At 45.7% G+C, this 24,025-nt stretch carries 22 protein-coding genes; 6 read left to right on the forward strand and 16 right to left on the reverse strand.

Annotated elements, in window-relative coordinates:
* Nucleotides 1–79: 79 nt before the first annotated feature.
* The 9 genes from JJU34_RS12285 to JJU34_RS12325 form a co-directional block, all read right to left on the reverse strand.
* Entirely contained in the window at nucleotides 80–1,390 is a 1,311-nt protein-coding gene (locus JJU34_RS12285) for an ABC transporter permease (RefSeq protein ID WP_228692671.1), read from the reverse strand.
* Entirely contained in the window at nucleotides 1,380–2,282 is a 903-nt protein-coding gene (locus tag JJU34_RS12290; protein ID WP_228692672.1) for an ATP-binding cassette domain-containing protein, read from the reverse strand. Before JJU34_RS12290 ends, JJU34_RS12285 begins: the two co-directional genes overlap by 11 nt.
* Before the next feature lie 47 nt (nucleotides 2,283–2,329).
* Nucleotides 2,330–3,223, reverse strand: coding sequence for a hypothetical protein (locus tag JJU34_RS12295; RefSeq protein WP_228692673.1), 894 nt, complete (start codon nucleotides 3,221–3,223; stop codon nucleotides 2,330–2,332).
* Nucleotides 3,224–3,296: 73 nt separating this feature from the next.
* Nucleotides 3,297–4,403 carry a molecular chaperone DnaJ gene (gene dnaJ, locus JJU34_RS12300; RefSeq protein WP_228692674.1) on the reverse strand — a complete coding sequence of 369 codons (1,107 nt, stop codon included), beginning with the start codon at nucleotides 4,401–4,403 and terminating at the stop codon, nucleotides 3,297–3,299.
* A gap of 6 nt (nucleotides 4,404–4,409) precedes the next feature.
* A complete protein-coding gene (locus JJU34_RS12305; RefSeq protein WP_228692675.1) occupies nucleotides 4,410–4,988 on the reverse strand; it encodes a nucleotide exchange factor GrpE in 579 nt (192 codons plus the stop codon).
* 75 nt (nucleotides 4,989–5,063) lie between these two features.
* Complete coding sequence (gene obgE, locus JJU34_RS12310; protein WP_228692676.1) at nucleotides 5,064–6,056, reverse strand: GTPase ObgE; 993 nt, start codon at nucleotides 6,054–6,056, stop codon at nucleotides 5,064–5,066.
* A 156-nt stretch (nucleotides 6,057–6,212) separates the two neighbouring features.
* Nucleotides 6,213–6,785, reverse strand: coding sequence for an adenylate kinase (locus JJU34_RS12315; RefSeq protein ID WP_228692677.1), 573 nt, complete (start codon nucleotides 6,783–6,785; stop codon nucleotides 6,213–6,215).
* 31 nt (nucleotides 6,786–6,816) lie between these two features.
* Nucleotides 6,817–7,353 carry a hypoxanthine phosphoribosyltransferase gene (gene hpt / locus JJU34_RS12320; RefSeq protein ID WP_228692678.1) on the reverse strand — a complete coding sequence of 179 codons (537 nt, stop codon included), beginning with the start codon at nucleotides 7,351–7,353 and terminating at the stop codon, nucleotides 6,817–6,819.
* Nucleotides 7,354–7,435: 82 nt separating this feature from the next.
* On the reverse strand, nucleotides 7,436–8,353 hold the full coding sequence (locus JJU34_RS12325) for an aminopeptidase (RefSeq protein ID WP_228692679.1): 918 nt from the start codon (nucleotides 8,351–8,353) through the stop codon (nucleotides 7,436–7,438).
* Between the two features lie 178 nt (nucleotides 8,354–8,531).
* On the opposite strand from JJU34_RS12325, the gene JJU34_RS12330 reads away from it, so the two are divergent.
* The 4 genes from JJU34_RS12330 to JJU34_RS12345 all read left to right on the forward strand — a co-directional run bounded on the left by JJU34_RS12330 (nucleotide 8,532) and on the right by JJU34_RS12345 (nucleotide 11,921).
* A complete protein-coding gene (locus tag JJU34_RS12330) occupies nucleotides 8,532–9,809 on the forward strand; it encodes an OmpA family protein (RefSeq protein ID WP_228692680.1) in 1,278 nt (425 codons plus the stop codon).
* A 67-nt stretch (nucleotides 9,810–9,876) separates the two neighbouring features.
* Complete coding sequence (upp, locus tag JJU34_RS12335) at nucleotides 9,877–10,530, forward strand: uracil phosphoribosyltransferase (RefSeq protein ID WP_228692681.1); 654 nt, start codon at nucleotides 9,877–9,879, stop codon at nucleotides 10,528–10,530.
* Between the two features lie 6 nt (nucleotides 10,531–10,536).
* The gene (locus JJU34_RS12340) at nucleotides 10,537–11,466 is read left to right on the forward strand and encodes a calcium/sodium antiporter (protein WP_228692682.1); all 930 of its coding nucleotides are present in this window, start codon (nucleotides 10,537–10,539) and stop codon (nucleotides 11,464–11,466) included.
* Nucleotides 11,460–11,921: a hypothetical protein gene (locus JJU34_RS12345; RefSeq protein ID WP_228692683.1), complete on the forward strand. Its 462-nt coding sequence runs from the start codon at nucleotides 11,460–11,462 to the stop codon at nucleotides 11,919–11,921. Before JJU34_RS12340 ends, JJU34_RS12345 begins: the two co-directional genes overlap by 7 nt.
* A gap of 61 nt (nucleotides 11,922–11,982) precedes the next feature.
* Here JJU34_RS12345 and JJU34_RS12350 read toward each other — a convergent pair whose 3' ends face one another.
* The 3 genes from JJU34_RS12350 to JJU34_RS12360 form a co-directional block, all read right to left on the reverse strand.
* Nucleotides 11,983–12,939: a hypothetical protein gene (locus tag JJU34_RS12350; protein WP_228692684.1), complete on the reverse strand. Its 957-nt coding sequence runs from the start codon at nucleotides 12,937–12,939 to the stop codon at nucleotides 11,983–11,985.
* Between the two features lie 65 nt (nucleotides 12,940–13,004).
* On the reverse strand, nucleotides 13,005–14,369 hold the full coding sequence (locus JJU34_RS12355) for a hypothetical protein (RefSeq protein WP_228692685.1): 1,365 nt from the start codon (nucleotides 14,367–14,369) through the stop codon (nucleotides 13,005–13,007).
* The gene (locus JJU34_RS12360; protein ID WP_228692686.1) at nucleotides 14,353–14,898 is read right to left on the reverse strand and encodes an RNA polymerase sigma factor; all 546 of its coding nucleotides are present in this window, start codon (nucleotides 14,896–14,898) and stop codon (nucleotides 14,353–14,355) included. The genes JJU34_RS12355 and JJU34_RS12360 overlap by 17 nt, the downstream gene beginning before the upstream one ends.
* Nucleotides 14,899–15,128: 230 nt before the next feature.
* On the opposite strand from JJU34_RS12360, the gene JJU34_RS12365 reads away from it, so the two are divergent.
* Entirely contained in the window at nucleotides 15,129–15,851 is a 723-nt protein-coding gene (locus JJU34_RS12365; protein ID WP_228692687.1) for a hypothetical protein, read from the forward strand.
* A 58-nt stretch (nucleotides 15,852–15,909) separates the two neighbouring features.
* Nucleotides 15,910–16,788: a lipoyl synthase gene (gene lipA, locus JJU34_RS12370; RefSeq protein ID WP_228692688.1), complete on the forward strand. Its 879-nt coding sequence runs from the start codon at nucleotides 15,910–15,912 to the stop codon at nucleotides 16,786–16,788.
* Nucleotides 16,789–16,852: 64 nt separating this feature from the next.
* On the opposite strand, the gene lpdA is transcribed toward lipA, so the two are convergent.
* The 4 genes from lpdA to JJU34_RS12390 all read right to left on the reverse strand — a co-directional run.
* Nucleotides 16,853–18,250, reverse strand: a complete 1,398-nt coding sequence (gene lpdA, locus JJU34_RS12375) for a dihydrolipoyl dehydrogenase (protein WP_228692689.1) — start codon at nucleotides 18,248–18,250, stop codon at nucleotides 16,853–16,855.
* Nucleotides 18,251–18,353: 103 nt separating this feature from the next.
* Nucleotides 18,354–19,904 (reverse strand): 2-oxoglutarate dehydrogenase complex dihydrolipoyllysine-residue succinyltransferase, encoded by a 1,551-nt coding sequence (gene odhB / locus JJU34_RS12380; protein WP_228692690.1) that lies wholly within the window; start codon nucleotides 19,902–19,904, stop codon nucleotides 18,354–18,356.
* A gap of 84 nt (nucleotides 19,905–19,988) precedes the next feature.
* Nucleotides 19,989–22,787, reverse strand: a complete 2,799-nt coding sequence (locus JJU34_RS12385) for a 2-oxoglutarate dehydrogenase E1 component (protein ID WP_228692691.1) — start codon at nucleotides 22,785–22,787, stop codon at nucleotides 19,989–19,991.
* A 239-nt stretch (nucleotides 22,788–23,026) separates the two neighbouring features.
* Nucleotides 23,027–24,025 (reverse strand): NAD(P)H-binding protein (locus JJU34_RS12390; protein WP_228692692.1); only part of this gene is annotated, 999 nt, incomplete at its 5' end.

Raw genomic sequence — 24,025 nt, forward strand, 5'->3', positions numbered from 1 at the left:
CGAAACCCGCGAACACTCAATAAACTGTAAGGATACGGAAATATTGCCTTTTGAACAAAATAATCAGATGCGGAAAACCTCAGTTCTCCCGAATCCATTTCCAAAGGGTCTTATACCCTACCTTCGATCCGTGGATTAGAATACCGATTTTGTAGATCTTGCCGGCAGCCCAAGTGGTAGAAAGAAACCCAAGGATCAACAGACTCATGGATATAAAAAGCTGAATGAAGGGCACGCCAAAACTGACCCTCCCCATCATGGCTACCGGAGAGGTAAACGGAATGATAGACAGCCAATAGGAAATTTTGCTATTGGGGTCGTCCAGCACAAAAATGAACAAGCCCATATAGGCGATCAACAGGGGAATCGTCACCGGAAACATAAACTGCTGGGCATCCGACGGGCTGTCTACGGCCGCTCCAATCGCTGCGAAAAATGCTCCATATAACAAGTATCCGCCTATAAAGTAAATAATGAACGTGAACACCAACAGAGGAAAATTAACTTCCTGTAAAACGGCCAAGATATTAACAATCTCGCTGTTTTCGGCGATCAGGGAGGATGTTTCCGGGCTGGACATCTCCAGCAGCTGCTCCTGCGGCATGCGCATGCCAAAATACCCCATCACCAAAGAGGAGACTACACTGATTAGGACAATCCAAATCAAAAACTGAGTGAGACCAACGGCACCAATACCCACAATCTTACCCATCATCAACTGAAAAGGTCTCAATGAGGAAACCAATATCTCAATGATTCTACTAGACTTCTCCTCGATTACCCCCTGCATAATTTGATTGCCATACACAAAGATGAAGGTGTATATTAAAATGCCTGTAATAAAGCCAATGCCATAATTCACCATGGTATTGGACACCCTCTCGCCTCCCGATTGCTCCAACCGGATGGAAGTGACTGTCACGTGAGCCTTTAGCCGATCCAACAGAAAGGGATCCACCCCCGAATCCTGCAGTTTCTTTTCCTCTACCCTACTTTTCACCATAGACTCAAGGCTCTTCACTACCGATAAGCTAGGGGTTTCTTCAGTAAAAAGGGTCACCTGAACCGGACGGTCTCCCTGTATGCGGGGGATGTGTAGCAACCCAAATCGGTTACTGCTGCGCATTGATGCTTTGGCATCCTCTAGCCCCCCACCCACGTAGGAAAACACAAACATTTCGTTACTCTCCAAAAAGAAGGTGCCGTTTTCATCAATCACCTCTACTATGCGGGCCTGATCTCCGGGCGTATCACTTAACCCTAGCCATAAAAAAACACCCAGTATGGAGGGAAAAATCAAGGGCGTCAGAATGGTCGCTACGATGAAGGATCTCTTTTTAACCCGCGCCAAATACTCTCTTTTGATAACCAATAGAATCTTATTCGCCATGACTCTCATTGATTTTCTGAATGAAAATTTCCTCGATGCTAGGAATGACTTCCTCGAAATGCAAGACCTCCCCAAAGCGCATAAACCGAAGTAGCCAATCATTACCCTTCTCGCCTCCAAGATTTATCGAGTATAACAGGGTGTCTTCCTCCTCTATGAACGCCGCAAAATCGGGTAGCATCGTCCTGTCAAAGGGCCTAATCCGGATTCGGTATTGATTTGACCGGGAATCTCGCCGGATCCTACGCACCGGTCCGTCTAGGATTTTACGGGACTTGTTGATCATGGCAATGTGATCACATAACAGCTCTACCGATTCCATCCGATGCGTAGATAAGATGATTGTAGTGCCATTCCGCTTCAATGCCAATATCTCGTTTTTGATGATCTCGGCATTAACCGGATCAAAGCCCGAAAAAGGCTCATCCAAAATCAACAGTCTGGGCTCATGGATGACGGTGGCGATGAACTGCACTTTTTGAGCCATTCCTTTGGAGAGCTCCTGAACCTTCTTTGTTTTCCAAGGATCGAGACTCAGGCGCTTGAGCCAGCTGTCTATCCGAACCTTTGCCTCTCTACTCGAGAGCCCCTTTATTTGGGCAAAATAAAGAAGCTGCTCATCTACAGCCATCCCCTTATACAAGCCCCGTTCCTCTGGCAAGTAGCCGATATTATGGACATGCATCATCTTCAGCGGCTCCCCATTGATAAAGATCTCACCATTATCCCTATCGATGATCTGGTTGACGATTCGAATCAGGGTGGTCTTGCCTGCGCCGTTCGGGCCAAGTAACCCGAAGACCGCACCCTCCTCCACAGATAGGTCTATGTCCCGGAGGGCCACGTGGCTACCGTACGATTTATTCAATCCCCTGATCTGTAAAATGTCCAAATTGCTGGTAGGTTAAGAAAAACGTGACCAAATATGGCCTCTTAATACTATTTCAAAGATACTGAACCCACGGAAACATCAATCATAAAGGTCATGAGATTTTTAGCGTCTTTCTTATAACCAGTACTTACGTAGGTTTTTTCACCGATCTCCCTGAGGTGAGAAGGCAACTTGGTGCGGCACATGGCGGTTGATTTGATTTTTACCAGATAGGGCAGATCTTGGTGGGGAAGGGTGATATTTACAGATCCTGCCGCCACTTTTGTAAACACTTGACTGGCTTCTGCCATCAAGTCAGAAAAGTGCAGATTCACTGACCCATAGCTGACATCGAACATCATTTGCCTTGCATTTGAAAAGTGAAGATCTTCCCCATAAAGTGCACCCATATTGATCGTAACACTCAGGGTATCCATATTGATGGAATTGGGGACCTGATTGGCATACGCCAGATAAACATCCGCGGAAGCTGTTTTTACCTTGCAATTGGAGACAGGCAAGTTGGAAAAATCGAGATGAGCCTTTCCAATGCCGAAATGCAAATTCAGATCATACAGGTAATTCGGATCCAAACCCACTTCCCAGTGGTGGTCAAAATCATGGTCTGTATTTGAAAAAAGTCGGTATGAAAGACTCCGCCCCAAACTTTCAGACTCCACATTTTTATGTTCCAGGCGCGCCGTGAGCACTCCGTCGTTGACATGATGGGTGAAGGAAGGAAGTATGTTTACTTTTCCCAACTCGGCCGTCGCATAGATCGGCTTTCCGAAGTACCCACGTTTGAAAGTTGAAACACCTTTGTAGCAGGAAAATTCAAAATTGACCAAGTCGAACCCGTCCCGTTCTTCCACTACAAATTGCTTAGCTATCTGTGCAACGGACTCAACAACCAAGCTGGATGCCAAGAGTAAGCATTGTAATAGAAACACTTTTTTAAGCATACGACATAAGTACGTTCGATGCACTAAAAGGTTGTACCTAACAGTGTAAATAACTGAGCTCGTCTGAAATGGTTTAGAAAAACTCCTTTACCTTGTCAAATATGCTTTTTTCTGATTTTCCTGGATTAGGTCTAAAATTCTCAGAATCTCTCAACGATTCCATTACCTGACGCTCCTCTTTATTCAGTTCCTTGGGAGTCCATACGTTTACGTGAATCAATTGATCCCCTTTGCCGTAACCATTTAGCTCTTTGATACCCTTTCCTTTCAAGCGGAGTATTTTACCACTCTGCGTGCCGGGCTCTAGCTTAATTTTGACCTTGCCTTCGATCGTGGGTACCTCTATGGACGCGCCTAAAACGGCATCGATAAAGCTGATATACAAATCATAGACAACATTGTTGCCATCGCGGATCAGGACGTCATCCGAAATCTCTTCAATTACGATCAGTAAGTCTCCGGGGATTCCTCCAGGGATCTCATTCCCCTTGCCAGAAAGGCTTAACTGCATTCCCTCACCAACACCTGCGGGGATATTGATAGGTATGATCTCCTCAGAAACTACTAACCCCTGGTAGTCTGCATTGGCGGGTTTCTTGTCCACGGTCTTGCCGCTGCCCTGACAGTTCGGACAGGTACTGGCTGACATCATCTGTCCAAGCATGGTATTAACCACTTTTTTAATCTGGCCAGACCCTTGACAGGTCGCACAATTTTTGAAGGTCACACCCTCTGCAACCTTCTGCCTCTTTACCTTAATTTTCTTCTCTACACCATTTGCTACCTCGCTCAGATTCAATTTAAGCTTGACTCTGAGGTTGGTTCCCTTCTTGGTGCGACGAGAACCGCCTCCTCCACCAAAAAAGGAATCAAATCCGCCTCCACCAAAAATATCTCCAAACTGGGAGAATATGTCATCCATATTCATACCGGCGCCTCCATATCCGGAACTGCCGCTCACACCCTGGTGTCCAAACTGATCGTATCGCTGACGTTTCTCCGGATTGCTGAGGACTTCGTAAGCCTCTGCGGCTTCCTTGAACTTCTCTTCAGCTTCCGGGTTGTCGGGGTTTTTATCGGGGTGGTATTTGATGGCCATTTTCCGATAGGCCTTCTTGATTTCATCGGCATTAGCTCCTTTGGCTATACCTAAAACCTCGTAATAATCTCTTTTAGCCATCTTTTCTTAGTGTCCTATTACAACTTTTGCATATCTGACCACCTTGTCACCTAGTAGGTAGCCTCGCTCTACCACGTCCACAATCTTGCCTTTGAGCTCCTCGGAAGGGGCTGGAATCTGCGTGATAGCTTCGTGCATATCCGCATCAAATGCCTTTCCAACCAGATCTTCCATAGGACTTAAGCCCTTTGATGAAAGCGTATTGACCAGCTTGTTGTATATCAACCGCTTACCCTCATCGATGGTTTCGCCTGATTCCTGCTCCTCTGCTTTGATTGCTCGCTCAAAGTCATCCAACACAGGTAGCAACTCTTTGATCACATCTTCAGACGCCGTCTTTATCAGATCCAGACGCTCCTTGGCCGTTCTTCTTCGGTAATTTTCAAACTCTGAGTAAAGCCTGAGGTATTTTTCTCTCAATTCTGTATTTTCTAATGCAAGTTTCTCCTCTGCAGTCGGAGAGGTTTCGTTTGTATTCGAGGATTCTCCTTCAGCGTTGGGATCGTTATTTACAGCCGAATCGCTTTCCACAGTTTCCTTTTCCTTAAGAACATCTTCCTGTTCCATATGTTCTTTTTCCGCCATATTCAAATATGTTTTAAAAGTTTTTATTGCTTATACAATTAACCTGCCACAGCAGAAAAACCTGACAATCTGACATTATTCGTGAATTTTTTGCCAAATCAAATCCTTAAGCCGGTCCAAATTCTTCCCGGTTACCGACGAAATAAAGACATGTGGAACCCCTTTGGGGAGCTCGGCCACCAACGCCTCGGTCAGTTCTTCGTCCAAGAGATCTGATTTTGATATGGCTAACAAATGCTGTTTATCCAAGAGTTCCGGATTGAATTTCCGTAATTCATTCACCAATATATCGTATTGACCGCCGAGATGTTCCGCATCTGCCGGAATCACGAAGAGGAGAATGGAATTTCGCTCGATGTGTCGCAAGAAACGCAAACCTAATCCCTTGCCCTCAGAGGCACCCTCTATGATTCCTGGAATATCTGCCATGACAAAAGAGCGGTCATCGCGATAGGCCACCACACCGAGGTTGGGTACCAGGGTCGTGAATGGATAGTCTCCTATCTCCGGCCTTGCAGCCGAAATACTGGACAACAAGGTCGATTTTCCGGCATTAGGAAACCCTACCAAACCCACATCCGCCAGTAGTTTCAACTCTAAGATGATCCACTCCTCTATCCCAGGCTCCCCAGGCTGTGCAAAGTGCGGGGCTTGATTGGTGGCTGTTTTAAAATGGTCATTGCCCAGCCCACCGCGTCCACCGGGGGTAAGGATAAATTCCTGCCCTTCCTCGGTTATTTCACAACGAACCTCTCCCGTCTCGGCATCTCGGGCCACGGTTCCCATGGGAACCTCCAAAATCATATCGTTTCCATCAGCACCCTTACGGCGCCCCCCTTCACCACCTCGTCCCGGCTCGGCTATCACATGCTTTTTGTATTTGAGGTGAAGCAACGTCCAAAGTTGTCCATTACCCTTTAAAATAATGTGTCCTCCTCTGCCACCGTCGCCGCCATCTGGTCCGCCTTTAGGGACATGTTTTTCCCTTCGGAAATGGACCGAACCAGCACCTCCCGCACCAGAACGGGAACAAAACTTCACATAATCGATAAAATTGGAATCTGCCACCGGAAATAAGTTATTGATTTATTGGGATACCCATTTACATTTACCCCTACTTCCTAACAAGACGCGTGAGAAAATTTAGGAACGGGACCAAATGAAATTGGCTAAGCACTTACGCCTAGCCAATTCACTGCAAAGATACCACTATTTTATCGGTTATCAATAATTGTCGATTACCTTGCAAATGGCATTAAAAATACCATCAATAGTGCCTACTCCTTCCACCTGACTCAATTTTCCCTGTTGATCATAGTAGCCGGCAACGGGCAGCGTTTCGTCCAAGTACACTTTTATTCGGTTGCTGATCTTGGCTTCATCCTGATCGTCTACACGGCCGGAGGTTTTTCCCCTTTCCTTGATGCGCTTCCTAAGTTCCTCTTCGGGAACTTCCAATGAGATCATTCCAGAGATGGCCATTCCTTTGTCAGTAAGCAAGGCATCCAAGGCTTTTGCTTGGGCTACAGTCCTGGGGAATCCATCGAAAATAAAGCCCGTTGGATCTTTGGTTTCATTGATTTTATCGTCCACCATCCCAATAACTACTTCATCCGGCACCAAGTTGCCTTCATCCATGTATTTTTGAGCGAGCTTTCCCAAATCAGTACCTTCTCCCAGATGCTTCCGAAAAAGGTCCCCTGTGGAAATATGGTCTATCTTGTACTTTGCTATCAGCTTTTCACTCTGTGTCCCTTTTCCCGCACCGGGAGGTCCAAATAAAACGATATTAAGCATATTTGATTACTATTTAATTGATTAAAGACTTCTAAATTTCTTTCACTACGTATATGCCCGGCAAATTTCGACCAAATCCATTGTAATCCAGCCCATATCCGATCACAAACTGATTTTGGATCGAAAAACCCACATAGTCCAACGGGATTCCGTCCACCTCAAGTGCCTCCGGCTTCTGAAGTAACGACGCGATGGTTACGCTCGCAACTTGCTTCTCTGCTAGGATAGAAAGCAAATATTCCATGCTTCTACCAGTATCTACAATGTCCTCTACCACGATGATTCGCTTCCCCGTCAAGTCATCTGTCAACTCCACCTTTGCCGTGATTTTTCCCGATGATTGGGTGCCTTGATAGGAGGAAATCTTGATAAACGCTACTTGGGAGGGAATGGTGATTTGCTTGACCAAATCCGAAAAAAACATAAACGCACCGTTCAGAACCCCTAAAAAAATCGGAGATTCTCCGGCAAAATCTACATTTATTTTGTCGGCAATTTCCTTGACGCGATGCTGGATTTCAGAGGCGCTTATGTAGGGAACAAAATTCCGGTCTAAAATACGAATCATAGGGAAAGTTACGGTGCCTCACTGGCAAGCTCTTGACAAAGATAAAGAATATATAAGGTAAACAAAACAAATCCTCCCACACTTACAGATGAGCCATTAAGAATCGGTACATGCGTAACATGGCGTCCAAGTCATCCCACGTCACCCTTTCTCTAGGGGTATGCGCGTTTTCTTCTGGAGCACCAATGAAACACCAGTCGACGGGATAGGGAGCATAATGCACTTCACGCCCATCACTGCTACCATAAGCCTCTACCTCCAACTGAAAGGGAACACCACTCTCATTGGCCAATCTGATAATCGTGTCCAGAAACGATCTTCGGGGAATATGTTTATCTCTGACGGAAATAACCACCCCATCCCCGGGTCTGACTCCCTCTGTGACCCAAGTGATATCCGAGATTAGGGCCTGTTGAATGGGCCATCGCTCATAAATATACTTCATCAGGAGCGGTACTGCCCCTCCCCCATGTTCTTCGTATGTAGAAAAAACGACCACCCCATCTGTTAATTCTTCACAGAGCTGAAGGGCGTTAAACACTCCCAGTCGATTATCCAAATACGCCCCCTGAATATACTCACCCGTCACTTTAAGCTCTTGCCGGTAGGTAAGAATGGTACCCGGAAGTATGTATCGGTCGAAATCGTGGTACAAGTTTCCATCGTCCAACCGAAGGCAGCATTCTATAAACCCATAGGAGTCCTCCCCCACCAAAACATCTCCATCCAATACTTCCGGACCTCCTATTGGCACCAGCTGATTCTCATAACGGGCCATAAAACCAACGGTATCCATATGCGCAAAAACAGCCGTTCTGGGCTTCCCAAACACTAAAATTAAATTATCTTGAAGATTTTTGCCAAAATGAATTTCTGGCGTAACCTTCCAGTCCTTTCCCCGTTTCAACACATAATCTAGGATGAATGTGGTTACCCTGCTTTCATCGCCAGATACACCGGATAGGTTTAATAATCTGGTTAATACGGGATTGGTTGGCATAATTTGTGTTGACTGGTTTTCTATAATTCGGATTATTAATTTAATTTTACAAAACAAAATGTGGAATAGTTTAGAGTTCTCGCAAAATATTCTACATTTGTAATTGGAATTGCTACTTCGAAACAAATCTTAATTCAAAACAATTTAAAAACTGAAAGTTGAAAAAAAATTTTTTACCATGAAAAAATTAATATTATCAACACTAATGGCTGGCGCCTTAGGGTTTGGAGCCCAAGCGCAAAACGACTTCAACAAGTGGTCTATTGATGTCAACGCAGGTTTTAACAATGCGATGGCTCCGATGACTCCTGGCTATTTCAGCCCTAACCCACTAAACATTGGGTCGGCTGACATCGGCGTAAGGTATATGTTCAATGAGAAGTTTGGTGCCAAATTGGATTACGGTTTTGGTTCATTCAGTAATGAATCCAGTTCCCCTTCCTATTCTTCCAACTATTATCGTGTTAACCTCCAAGGTGTTGCAAACTTGGGAAGGATCATGAGTTGGGAAACGTTCACCAGAAGACTTAACTTGTTGGGACATTTTGGTGCAGGCATCGGACAATTGACTCCGAAAGAAAATCAGCATGCAGACTTTAACGACAGACAGTACAACTTTATTGTTGGATTGACAAGTCAGGTAAAACTGGGTGAGCGAGTTGCATTGAACGGTGATGTAAGTACCATTTTAGCTGGAAGGCAAGATGTTACTTTTGACGGAGCCACTTTCATCACCCGATCTGATCCAGGATATTACGGGATCAATGGTGTTTATTGGACCGGAACATTGGGTTTGTCTTTCTACCTAGGCGGTGGAAGCACTCATGCTGACTGGTACATTCGTGACAGCCAGTATGCAACCAAAGAAGAGCTTGCCAATCAAATTGGTGAGATCAGGGATATGCTGAAAGACTCTGACGGAGACGGTGTTCCAGATTACTTGGACAAAGAGCCTAACACTCCTGCTGGTGCTCGCGTAGATTCTCACGGTAGAACGTTGGATTCTGATGGTGACGGCATTCCTGATCACTTAGATAAGTGTCCATTCGTACCAGGTCCAGCATCTATGGACGGATGTCCTCCACCTGACACTGTTGAAGAGGTAGATTACCTGAAGAAAGCAATCAACGATGGCTACGTAAATGTTTACTACGCATTTGATAGCGCAAAACCACTTGGTTACTCAGCATCTGCTATCAACTACGTGACAAACTTCCTGAAGAGAAATCCAGGAGTAAGCGTGGAACTGAAAGGATTTGCTGACGAGCTAGGACCTGAAAACTACAACATGAAGTTGTCTGAGCGAAGAGCGAAAGCTGTGTACGATGTAATGATCGCTGCAGGTATCGATGCCTCTAGAATCTCTTACAAAGGATATGGTGAAGATACTAGTGTTGACAAGCGTTCTGCGGATGCGCGTCAGCTAGCTAGAAGAGTTAGCTTCGAAGTTAAGTAAGCAACCATAAATAATTAGTGAAAACCCGGTCTTTACAGATCGGGTTTTTTTGTTTAATTTTCCACCCATGTTTGTATTAAACCGGAATAACTCCGTAGCCAACCACTTCTTGGCGGAGCTCAGAAGCACGGAGCACCAAACCAATCGATTGGTCTTCCGAAGAAACTTGGAACGTCTCGGCCAAATCATGGCTTATGAAATCTCGAAAGATCTGACCTATGCGAAATCCGCAATCAAAACACCCCTAGAAGAAACAACCATCCCTTTGGTTGCCGAATCTCCGGTAATTGTTGCAGTCATGCGGGCAGCGATCCCCTTTTTCAATGGCGTGTTGAGTTTTTTCGACAAAGCCGATAGCGGGTTTATTGGTGCATTTCGTAAAGATCATTTGGAACACCAGCCCGTAGAGATTGAGCTGGGTTACCTTGCTGCTCCCCCTATTGATCAAAAGGATGTAATCTTGGTTGACCCCATGTTAGCAACGGGAAAATCGTTCGTGAAAAGTGCCCAAGCCCTTTTGAAATATGGTACACCAAAAACCTTTCATCTCCTGTCTGTAATTGCCTCACCAGAAGGGGTTGATTACCTCCAACAAAATATGACTTCGCCCTTTAAGCTTTGGACCTGTGCACTGGACGAAGAGTTAAACTCCCACGCCTATATCGTCCCAGGACTTGGTGACGCCGGCGATCTTTCGTTCGGCCCTAAACTATCATTCTGATACCAAATGATTTCTTATATTTTATTGACAGTAGGCCTATTGCTGCTATTAGCAGGCGGTAAAGTACTCGTAGATGGTGCATCTGCTATTGCTGCACGCCTGGGGTTAAGTGCCGGCTTGATCGGTCTGACCATTGTCGCATTCGGGACTTCCGCTCCCGAGCTGTTGGTAAGTGTCACCGCTGCTTTAAAAGGCAACAGTGACATCGCCATTGGCAACGTGGTTGGGTCAAACATTGCCAACATCACCCTGGTGCTGGGTATTACCGGTCTCGTATTTCCGGTAGTGATTACACCGTCCATCTTAAAAATGGACTACACATTTACATTGGTCACTACGTTGTTTTTCTTTCTGCTCGCTCTCAATGGAATAATTTCTTTTTGGGAGGGAATTATATTGGTTGTCGTTCTCATTGCAGTTAATCTCTATTTTTTCAAAAAAATTGGTAGGGTGGAAATGAGTGATGAAGAAACTATCGAGCTGAAAAAAAAATCACTTTGGCTATCAATTGGCTACGTGCTACTTGGAATCCTTGGGTTATATTTTGGGGCAGAATTATTCGTTGAAAATGGTGTGATCATTGCACAGACACTCGGCATCAGCGAGCGAGTGATCGGCATTACGGTGATTGCGGTGGGAACGAGCCTTCCTGAGCTAATTACTTCCGTTATTGCGGCCATTAAAAAAGAAACAGATATAGCCATCGGAAACATACTTGGCAGCAACATGATGAACATTCTTTCCATCATTGGGGTCACCGCGTTAGTCCGTCCTATTCCAGTATCTATAGACTTTATTTACAATGATTTTCTATGGATGATTGCGTTTACCCTATTGCTCTTTCCACTTATGCGCATCAAATACAATATTTCACGGATTGACGGTGGTCTATTACTTGGTGGGTATATGGTTTACATCTTCTTCCTGGTATGGTAGAATACATCTTGACGTTTCTAGGCATTTACTTCCTGTGTTTGTTTAAATTCATTGCGGGTCCTGTGCTCGGATACGCTGCGGGGTACAGCATTCTGGAAATAGAACTGGTGACTGTGTCGGGGATGATGACATCCGTAGTAGCCTTTACGTTTGTCGGTGAATGGATAAAACGTACTTGGACCATTAAGGTCCGCAAAAACCCAAAAAAATTCACCAAACAAACTCGAAATATCATCCGAATATGGCAAAAATTTGGTGTCTGGGGCATTGCCGCCCTCACACCGGTTTTGCTAACACCCATCGGTGGTACCGTGATATTAACCTCATTTGGCATCCCTAAGAAAAAAATTATGCTGACCATGCTCATGAGTGCGCTAGTATGGGCATTCATTTTTGGTGTGTCTATTCATGAAATTCTGGACATCCCGTTTTTTAGGAATTTTCTGCCAACATAAAAAAATAGGAAAGTACCCTACGGCACTTTCCTATTTGTATATCTTATAGCAATGGCTTCGATTACAACACACTCCAGACGGTAGCCTTAAACAACACCGGTGTAAACGGTCGAACCAAGTCAATCTGCTCACCCTTCAAGTACAAATCTTCCCGGATATCAGAAGGAATAATCTGTATGGAGCGATCGTATGCGGCAAAAGAATACGCCAGTACCTCCACTACCGCATCCTGCCTGACCCCTCTAAGTCCTTGATCTAGAAAAGGGAGTGCTCCGGAAGTGCCTATAGTGACAGAAGGCCGTGAAGTAGGCGTAGACGAAAAGGTCGAAGTAGTCTCCCCCAATTGAAATAACTCAAAATCAAAGACCACAATACTACTATTAGCCGACACCGCCTTTTCGGTATCTCCTTCATCTACAATTCTCCGGTAAATACCATCGGAGATCTCTTCAAAACCTTCCAGGTCATTCGCTTCTATATAGTCTAAAATCAACTGCTTCTCTCTGGCTTTCAATTCAGCTTGCGTGTACTTTTTAGCAAATTTCACCCGAATCACCAGGTTTGAATTGGAAAGAATCAACTGCTGATATCCATAATTGCCAAAAGCCAAATAAGAGGGCGAATAGACCATCAACTCTTCTCCAACACGGGATAAGCCCGCTGAATAGGCAAACACAACAGGCCAAATACCATCCATGGACTGCTTAAATAGTATCGGCTCCTTGGTCTCATCCATATGGGACTTAATCAACTGACCATCCAATGAGCGGATTTCAAAATACACTCCCACATAATCATCGTTCACAATCTCCGCACCTGCTGGATTTTGGGTAATCTTCTCATAGTAAAACCCGGTTTGAGTCTTGGTGGCAGCAATTTGATTGTTTTCAATGTATCGCTCCAAAATGGCATCATCCCGAGCAATTACTCTATCCAACTCTGACTCTGATTCCTGCAAACAACTGCTGACCGATAAAAGGAGAGCCGACGCCGCAAGGTACTTATACAATTGATTCATAATTAACTGTTTATGGTGATTTATTAGCTTTTTAATAGGATAAAACGATTGACGAACCTTGAAGGTTATTTTCGTAGGTTAAAATTCATCCGCAGGTTCATACCCGCTACCGAAAATTGCTGGTTGACAAAGGTAAGATCTCCAAGTGGCAATTTATAAAAAGGTTCAAGAGAAATAAACATCCCATTTTTTAGATTGTATTCGTACCCAACAGATAGATTTAACATGCCCCCAATATCTGCCCTTCCACTGCCTTCCGGCCGGTATACCGAAGTAAACTGCTCTACCGAAGGTGCAAAATTCAATCCGGCAGAAGTAGACGTAAAAAAGGAATTGGTTTCAAACGTTTCGGTAGCTGCCTGATCCAGGTATACCATACTCGACAACCCGGTGATGAGAAACAGCCCGGTATTCTTTCTTTCCAACAGCAGGTACTTCAAATTAACCGGTATATCTAGACTGGCCAAGCTTAGCTGGGACGATGAGCCGATGAAATTTGAACTGGTGCGGATATTGTTCGCCATGGCCATTTGATCCGCTCGCGCGTAGGAAGCTTCTGCAGCAATGGCCATGCTTGGAGCCATATCCGGGCTAAGCGTCTGCCGTGCATAGGTCATGCCCACATCCAGCCTCAACTTCCTTGAAAGCGAAAATTCGGACATCACCCCTGCACCCAAATTCATTCCATTCACCGCATCAGAACTTGCCTGCGGAGCTACCAACACACCCAGCTTGATCGGCGCAGTGGATTTGGGCACCACTGGAGAGGGTTGTTGTTCGGCACCGTCTGCCATCCACTGATTAAGCACCTGCAATGCCTCGTTCAAGTCCATCCCTTTGGAATTGCTTTCTGGAGATATTACCAGAGAATCGGCCGGCTCATTTATGCTTGGTTTTGGCAGCACACCATCGGGTATAGCTACGGATGTGCCCTGTTCGGTTGGACGTTTCACCGATTCGCTCGCTAGAAACTCTCTGGCTGAACGCTCATTGGTAGGGACGTGCCTATCAGGTGATGACGTGGACGACAAGGCCCTTTGAGGAGTGGGAACGACCCTTTTCGGAGGCTCTTCCTTCGTCAAAGCATCTGCTACTCCCGCTTTTGTAGGAGATTCAAAATCGGCCTGATCACCTGCACTGATTGTTCCTTGTACAGAATCTTCCGCTACACTAGACTGTTCCATTGAGTCAGCGACAATTTCCATCGGGGAGGTAAACTCTACTCCGAATGGTCCATAAAACAGTACCAAAAACAAACTAGCTGCAAATCCAGCGGTGATAAACGGCCAGATTAAGCGCAAGGAAGTCTTCTTCGGTTTAAAATAAGCATTGGATAATTTATCCCACTGCGCAGGATCATAGGGCTCCTCGTAATGCTCGAAGGAGTCCCTAATTTTATCCACTAACTTTTTATCAAACTGCTCTTTCATTCCTCACATGGTTTAAAGCAATTACTTTTTCCCTCAACATATCCTTGGCTCGCGCCAAATATGTCCTACACGTACTAGAGGGTATGTTTAGGTGGGCCGCTATTTCATTGTGCTTGTAGCCTTCGATTTCAAACATATTGAATATAATACGAAGGTTATCGGGCAATTCACCTAACAACAGTAGGATATCCTCTCTGGACAAATCATCTACCGCATTGGCATGGCATGCTTCCACCTCTACTTGCTCTATATCTACCATTCCCGAAAACCGGAGATTTTTCCTGTAATAATCCACCGATGTATTGATCAATATTCTTCTCAACCACCCTTTGAAGGAGTTTCCCTCGCTATACTGCTCCAACTTGTCAAACACCTTCATAAAACTATCGTTGACGATCTCACAAGCTTCCTCCCGATTTCCCGAATAGCGCAACGCCACACTCATAGCATAGCCATAGAAGTGCTTGTAAAGCCTCTCGAGTGACCTTGGATCCCCTTTTCTAGCTTCCTGTATGAGATCTTTCTCCAAAAGATTAGATGATTATATGGCGTTCTTACTGTGTAGACGTACCCGATTACGAAAACGCTACAAAACTACTCAACTTTTTTAAATTAGTTTTTTGCCATGCCCGGCACAATCCAACAATAATAGCAGCAGTAACTTTTGATACTACCGATTATCTGCTATTTTTAACTTTCCAATTAAGAACATTGTCTGGGGTTCCGACGTTTACTTTCTGTCTGTTTATGAGAAACAACATGAAATACCTATTTATTCTCTGCATCTGTTTGTTGAGTTACTTCTCCTCGTTTGCTCAAAGGGAGGATGCAGGCAATTACGACTACGACAGGGAAGTTTTATTCGGCATCAATAAAAATACCAACGGGGGCTTGATCGGAGGTGTAAGTTTTAAGATCGGAAGTAGCATAGATGACAACCTGTTTCAGTTTTTCCAGCTAGAGCTAGCCAATGTAAAAAACCCAAAAGAAGTACGATACAGTACCGCTTTGGGCAACAGTTTCATTTTTGGCAAATCGAATTATCTCTATTCCATCCGGCCCCAATACGGAAGGGAAATCATTATGTTTAGGAAAGCCCCGCATCAAGGCGTGCAGGTATCTGCGCTTGCTGCACTCGGCCCCACTCTCGGCTTGGTAGCTCCCTATTACATCGAAGTATACCAAAGCCGGACGGAAACCATCCGACAACAGTACAGCCCGGAGCTACATCAAAGTAGGTTTGACGTATTGGGACCTGGTAGGCTATTTGAAGGTATCGGAGAGTCCGAGTTGGCATTTGGGGGGCATGCCAAGGCAGCGTTGGCGTTCGAATTTGGTTTTTTTAAGTCGAATGTAACAGGTCTGGAACTTGGCTACCTCTTGGAAGGTTTTAGTAAAGAAATCGTACTGATGCCTACCACGGAAAACCGCCAAATTTTCCAGTCGGTCTACTTCACCCTGTACTATGGGTTCAGAAGATGATATCAGGTTGGCTAGGTCGGCGTGAATGCGTAACTTTGTACCTGACTCCAATTGAACTATGATCGAATTACCCGTAATCTCCGAGGAACAGACCAAACGAAAAAAACCTGATTGGCTTAGGGTGAAACTTCCCGTGGGTAAAGAATACGCTAGCGTGCGAAAACTGGTGGACGAACATAAGTTGCACACGATCTGCGAGAGTGGAAATTGCCCAAATATGGGAGAATGCTGGGGTGCCGGTACTGCTACCTTTATGATTTTGGGAAATGTGTGTACACGTTCCTGTTCCTTCTGTGCCGTAGCCACTGGAAGACCACCGGAGTATGATACCGATGAGCCCCGCAGGGTAGCTGAGGCGATCCAATTGATGAAAGTCAAACATGCTGTGATTACTTCTGTAAACAGAGACGAATTAAAAGACCGTGGAGCTGAAATCTGGTATCAGACGGTGGTAGAAACAAAACGCTTGTCACCTACTACAACCATCGAAACGCTCATCCCGGATGTAAAATCCAATTGGGACGCCCTTATCCGCATGATAGAAGCAGGCCAAGAGGTCGTATCACACAACATGGAAACAGTAGAAAGGCTATATAGAAGGGTCCGTCCACAGGCCAAATACAGCCGCTCCTTAGAGCAGATCAAACGTACCAAGGAATTCGGAAAAAGAACCAAAACAGGTATCATGCTTGGGCTTGGTGAGACCGTGGATGAAGTACACAAGGCCATGGATGATTTGGTAGCACACGGATGCGACATTCTTACACTCGGGCAATACCTTCAACCTACCAAGATGCACATTGAGGTAGCCGAGTTTATTCACCCAGATCAGTTTGCTGCCTACCGGGAAGAAGGACTAAAAAGAGGATTGAAATACGTGGAGTCCGGGCCATTGGTAAGGTCGTCCTACCACGCCGAACGACACGTAAACGTGTAACGAATACCATTAAAAAAGGTCTCCTAAACTTGGAGACCTTTTTTTCTATGACATGTTAACCCATTCATATATGAAGGGCTCTGTTATCGGTTGCTGCCAGACAGGCCTCCCTAAACACCTCTGTATAGGTCGGATGCGCGTGAGACATTCTTGCGATATCTTCCGCAGACGCTCGAAACTCCATAGCTACCACTGCCTCTGCTATCATATCCGCTACACGTGGCCCAATCATATGTACACCCAGAATTTCATCCGTTTTGGCATCCGCAAGGACTTTGACTAACCCATCCAGGTCGCCAGAAGCACGGGCTCTACCGGATGCCATAAAGGGGAACTTACCAGTCTTATAGGCCATACCCTTGTCCTTGAGTTGCTCCTCCGTATATCCCACGCCGGCCACCTCCGGCCACGTGTAAACGACGTTGGGAATCAGTAGATAATTGATATGCGGCTTTTGCCCTACCAATTGCTCTACTACAAATACGCCCTCCTCTTCTGCCTTGTGGGCCAACATGGCACCCTTTACCACGTCACCAATCGCATAGATGGAATCTATGTTTGTCTTCAAGTGCTCATCTACTTCAACCTGACCACGTTCATTGATCTTTACGCCAGCAGCTTCGGCATTCAAACCCTCTGTAAAGGGCTTTCTGCCAATAGATACCAACACGTAATCTCCCTTCAATGTTACTTGCTCACCCTTGGAATTATCCGCATTCACGGTGACTTCATCTCCGTTTCGCTCCACAGCTGTCACTTTGTGCTTCAGGTAAAACTCTACCCCCAACTTCTTCAGGGACTTTTGCAGCTCTTTACCCATCGTGCGATCCATGGTGGGAATCAGCGAGTCCATAAATTCTACCACAGAGACTTTGGCACCTACCCGCGCAAAGACAGACCCTAACTCCAACCCTATGACACCGCCACCGATAACAATTAGGTGCTTGGGAACTTCTGCCAAATTCAATATTTCGGTTGAGGTGATGATCCGCTCCTTGTCCAGCTTAATAAAAGGAAGCCCGGCCGGTTTGGAACCCGTCGCAATGATAATATGCTTACCGGAAAGGTCCTCGGAAGATCCATCCCCCTTAGTGACCCTCACGGTGGTTTTGTCTACAAAGGAGCCTATACCCTGATGAACATCGATCTTATTCTTTTTCATCAGGTATTGAATACCGTCCACATTTTGTTTGACCACTTCCGTCTTGCGCTTGATCATTTGCGGCATATTTACCTTCAGCTCTTTCAGGTCAATCCCGTGGGATTCAAACGCATGGGCTGCGTTATGATAATGCTCAGAAGAATCCAAAAGCGCCTTTGAAGGAATACAGCCCACGTTTAAGCAGGTTCCGCCTAGGGTAGGATACTTCTCCACGATGGCTGTTTTTAAACCAAGTTGAGCTGCTCGGATAGCCGAAACATACCCTCCAGGTCCTGAACCGATTACAATAAGGTCGTACATGTTTGATTTAGTTACTCCCATTTCCCTTCGAAAGGAAGTGGGATTGTGAGTGAATAAAAAAACCCATCAAAACCCCTGGTTTTGAAGAATATAATCTGATTACTTACACACCTATCAATAAGCGCGTAGGGTCTTCCAGCAGTTGTTTGACTCGTACCAAGAAGCTAACAGACTCTCTTCCGTCAATGATCCGATGATCGTATGATAAAGCCAAATACATCATGGGTAATATCTTTACCTCTCCATTTACTGCCATGGGGCGCTCCACGATATTATGCATGCCTAAGATAGCCGATTGGGGGGCGTTGATGATCGGTGTAGACATCATAGAACCAAATATCCCGCCATTGGTGAGGGTAAAGGTACCACCTGTCATCTCATCGATAGTCAGTTTACCGTCTCTTGCTTTAACAGCCAAGCGAACTACCTCTTGTTCAATTTGTGCAAAAGACATTTTCTCAGCATTTCGGATTACCGGCACCACAAGCCCCTTGGGAGAGGATACCGCGATGCTGATATCACAAAAATCGTGGTAAATGATCTCATTACCGTCAATCTGCGCATTGACCGCAGGCCATTCCTGCAAAGCCATACAGGCTGCTTTGGTAAAGAAGGACATGAAGCCCAAATTCACATTGTATTTATCCTTAAACTGGTCTTTGTATTGCTTTCTTAAATCCATGATCGGCTTCATGTTCACCTCGTTGAAAGTGGTCAACATAGCCGTCTCATTTTTAGCGGCCACCAGGCGTCTAGATATGGTTCGGCGCAGGGAAGACATCTTCTCTCGTCTCGCATTCCTGTCTCCTTCAACCGCCGGATTGATTGGCTTTGATTCAACGGGTGCACTCGATGCCGCTTGCTTGGCCGGTGTCTTGGCTACCTTTTGCGCATTTTCTGCGTCCTCTTTGGTAATTCGGCCATCTTTACCTGTCCCTTTTACCGAAGATGCTTCGATACCTTTTTCGGCCAGAATTTTAGCCGCCGCCGGCGAGGCATGTCCCGTAGCATAGCTCTCTTTATGATTACCTGCAACTTCACTTCCCTGTGGAGTGGCCTCAGTAGCAGCAGCACTACTAGACGCGGCAGGTTTTCCCTCTCCGGTTTCTTCTATCTGACAGATCAACCCACCGATCTCCAGCGTATCTCCTTCTTTGGCCACATGCCGTAATATCCCAGAAGCCTCCGCAGGTAGTTCGAATGTGGCCTTGTCAGAGTCTACTTCAGCGATGATTTCATCCAACTCCACAAACTCTCCGTCTGCCTTGAGCCAAGTAGCCAAGGTAACCTCAGTAATGGACTCACCTACTGTAGGCACAACCATATCTTTTACTTCTCCGCTACCCTTTTTTTCCGCTTTCGCTGATTGTTCCTGGGACTGATCAGAGGCGCTTGAAGAAGGTGACTCCACGTGCGTTCCCTCTGTATCAATTTCACATATCACTGCTCCAATATCCAAGGTGTCCCCCTCTTGCCCTTTGATCTTCAGCACACCGGAAGCCTCCGCTGCCAGCTCGAAGGTCGCCTTATCTGACTCCAATTCGCAAATCACCTCGTCCATTTCTACATAGTCGCCATCATTTTTAAACCATTGGCCTATGGTTACTTCGGTAATGGATTCCCCTACTGCGGGAACCTTGATTGCTATACTCATGTGGTCTTCGCTTAAATTTTGAGCTCACAAAAGCTCGATAGTATCTTATTATTTTTGTTTAAATGCCTGGATTATGCTCGATTCCTAGTGGATATGCAACGCTTTTTCCAGAATCTGCCTTTGTTCCTCCTGATGTACCTTGTTAAAGCCAGTGGCGGGAGAGGCACTAGGCTTTCTGGCCACCACATTCATGGACGGGATATCCCTGAAAAGATTCCGAACCATGTATGCCCAGTATCCCATATTTTCGGGCTCCTCCTGTACCCAGAGAACTTCCGCATCACCATAGGCTTTCAACGCCTCCATTAGCTGGGTCTTGGGTAGTGGGTGTAGCTGCTCAACGCGTATAATCGCCACATTCTTGATCTTCTCCTTTTCTCTCAGTTCATCCAGTTCATAGAAAATCTTGCCGGAACATAAAACGACGCGCCTCACTTGCTTTGGATCTGCCGTGGTATCCAGTATCGTCTCTCGGAATCGCCCAGAGGTAAATTCCTCCACGGGAGAAAATACTTTCGGATGTCTCAGCAAGGATTTTGGGGACATAACGATGCAGGGTTTTCTAAACTCCCAGGTCATCTGACGCCTCAGCATGTGAAAAAAGTTGGAGGGCTCAGTGATATTGGCTACTACCACATTATTCTCTGCGGCCAACTGCAAAAACCGCTCTGGACGGGCATTGGAGTGCTCCGGGCCTTGGCCTTCGTATCCATGTGGGAGCAGCATCACCAGGCCATTCATCTTTTGCCATTTGGATTCACCAGAAGTAATGAACTGATCAATCATGGTCTGGGCACCATTGGCGAAGTCCCCAAATTGCGCCTCCCAAATGGTCAACGCATTTGGATTAGCCATCGCGTACCCATATTCAAACCCCAACACCGCATACTCAGAAAGAAGGGAGTTGTAGATGTAAAATTTACCCTGACTGTCTTTTAGCTCCTTCAGGGAGTTGTAGGGCTTGTTGGTCACGGCGTCGTGGATGACTGCATGGCGGTGCGAAAAGGTACCACGCTGACAATCCTGACCGGTGATTCTCACCGTTCTGCCATCAAGCAGCAAAGAACCATAAGCCAAAAGCTCGGCCGCAGCCCAGTTTAGGGATTTTGTCTTGAAAAACATCTCCTTCCGCTGCTTTACCTGAGCCTCAATTTGCTTGATCGGCTTGAATCCTTTAGGAATAAATGTCAATGCATCGGCTACCTTCTTAATTGCATCTTCCGAAATCCCAGTATCTGGCGACTGCTCAAAATCTGCGGCCGTAGACCTACGCAGTTCCAGCCATGCCTTTTCAAATGCGGAATACGTGTAAGGCAATGGTTTTTCCTTTACCATATTAAGCCTGTCCTGCAACAATTGACGGAACTCTTGGTCCATCTGCTTAGCCAACTGGGCATCCACCGCTCCTTTTTCCAGCAACTTTTTGTTGTAGATTTCCCTTGGGTTTGGGTGCTTGGAGATGACATTGTACAACTCCGGCTGCGTAAACTTGGGCTCATCCGACTCGTTGTGCCCATGCCGTCGGTAACATACCATATCCACAAAAATATCTCTGTTGTATTTTTGGCGAAATTCCACTGCTAACTTGGCAGCAAAAACAACTGCCTCGGGGTCATCGCCATTGACGTGAATTACCGGGGCATCGATGATCTTGGCAACGTCCGTACAATAGATCGAGCTTCTCGCATCGTCAAAATCGGTGGTGAAACCTACCTGATTATTGATAACAAAGTGGATCGTACCCCCTGTGTAATAGCCTTTCAATCCAGACATTTGGGTCACCTCGTACACGATCCCTTGACCGGCAACGGCCGCATCTCCGTGAATCAAAACGGGGATCATCTTATCGGCGTCACCATTGTATTGATGATCAATCTTAGCCCTTACAAACCCTTCTACAACCGGATTTACAGCCTCCAAGTGGGACGGGTTGGGAGCCAATTTCAAAATCATCAGCTTATCGCTGGTAGTTGGAACTTCACTGGAAAATCCCATGTGGTACTTCACATCCCCATCGCCCATGGTCAGGTCAGGCTTTGCAGTTCCTTCAAACTCGGAAAAGATCTGCTCGTAGGTCTTGCCCATGATATTAGCCAGTACATTTAATCTGCCCCGATGGGCCATACCGATCATCACTTCCTCCACACCCATCTCGGCACCTTTGTTGATCATGGCGTCCAAAAACGGAATGGTACTCTCTCCGCCTTCCAAGGAAAATCGCTTCTGCCCAAGATACTTGGTATGTAAAAAATTCTCAAAAACCACCGCCTCGTTCAGCTTGGCCAGAATACGCTTTTTTTCTTCAATTGGCGGATTAAACTCCAATGCTTCCTTTTCGATCTTGATCCTGAACCAATCCAAAATCTCTGGATCACGGATATACATGTACTCAAAGCCCATGCTACCCTCGTAGATAGTCTTGAGGGACTCGATAATCTTACTTAGCTTGGCATTGCCTATTCCGATCTCATTACCGGCCTGAAACTCCTTGTCCAAATCCGAAGCATCCAATCCAAAGTCACCCAGATCCAATAAGGCCCTTCGGTCTCTACGCTCTCTGACCGGATTGGTTTTTGAACGTAGGTGGCCGCGGGACCTATACGCATGAATGAAAGCCCTGACCTTGATTTCCTTAGGCAGCTCCTCCATGTCCATGATGGAACCCTTCGTTGCCAAATTTCCATTCACGGCAGCACTTGAAGCGGATAAGGAAACCTCAGCCCCACCTTGCTCGTCTTCGCCATACTTGGTGATGGCAAAATCAAAACCATCGAAAAAGGCCTTCCAACTCGGGTCTATCGCGTCCGGATTCTTCTTGTAATCCTCATATAGTTCGTCTATATAAGCTACATGGGCATTGGAGATGTACGAATATTTATCCATTGTTTGTTAATTTCAGCTTTACAAAGCTATATAAATTTGCTTTTCTTTAAAAACCGCTTATACGAATATACGCATATATCTGATAATCAGCATAAATTATTTTAGGTTGCCATTTTTTATTTTGCATTCATCCATTATTCATTGATTTTGATCAGGCATGTTGCAATATGAAATACTTGGTTTGGAACACACAGTCCAAAACCCCTCCATTTTGAAAAAAAAGCGCGATATTTTTTAGATTATCTACGATAAGGAAAGTTCAGAGGGTCAGGGTACTCGAATTGAAAACCCGTTTCCAGAAATTTCTGTGTTGAAATTTGCTTCCAAGACTCCTTTTCCGATGCATAGCTTGCTGGAGGTGCAAAGCCCAACTCCCTTGCATTGGATTCGTATATGGCTGCCTTTCTCGGATGCTGTGGAGCTACGACGTTGAATACTTCGCCCCAAAGGCTCTGTTCGATTACCCATTGCACCGCACGAACGGCATCGGTTCGGTAGATGTAATTTGCAGGTGCGTGCCCTACTACGTTGGTCTTTCCGGAAAAGTACCTTCCGGGGATACGTTCGTCTCCAAGCAATCCCCCAAACCGAAGGATCGTAAGATCCCTGCCCCATGCTCGCGACAACAGCTGCTCCGCATGAAACAGAGCCGGGTTACCCGTCGTGGTATCCGTGAGCAAATCGGTTTCTTTCGCTACCTGATTTTTGCTAGGGTATACCGATGTTGCACTGATGTAAATGACCTGCTTTACATTACCCTGCTGAGCCAATGCATGAATCTGTGCCACCTGCTCAGGATGAAAGGAATCGGGTCGCGTTCTTCTGGAAGGTGGAATGTTGATATACAAAATATCCGCTTCAAAAAGCGCCTCAAACCCATCTCCTCGTGGATCAGGATCCAATTCAAAAAGACAGGCATTCATTCCTTTACGCTGAAAATTAAGTCTTTTTTCTTCACTGGTGGTGGAGCCAATCACGTCGTGGCCGCTTCCCTCGAGTGCGGCATATAGTGGCTCTCCAATCCACCCCAACCCTAGAATACTGATTTTCATATGCTGACTAGTGAATACGATAATGAAAGAAACAATGGGTCTATCCCAATCGAGTAGGAAGATAGGGATTAGTTCCCTATCTGTCCTCTCACACCACCCTGCGTACCGTTCGGTACAGGGCGGTTCTTTAAGTTTTGACTCTAACCTTTTGGTAGTAATCTGATAAGAACACATATCCTGCTTGCC

The sequence above is a fragment of the Lunatimonas sp. genome (genome assembly GCF_020832325.1).
GTDB lineage: Bacteria > Bacteroidota > Bacteroidia > Cytophagales > Cyclobacteriaceae > Lunatimonas.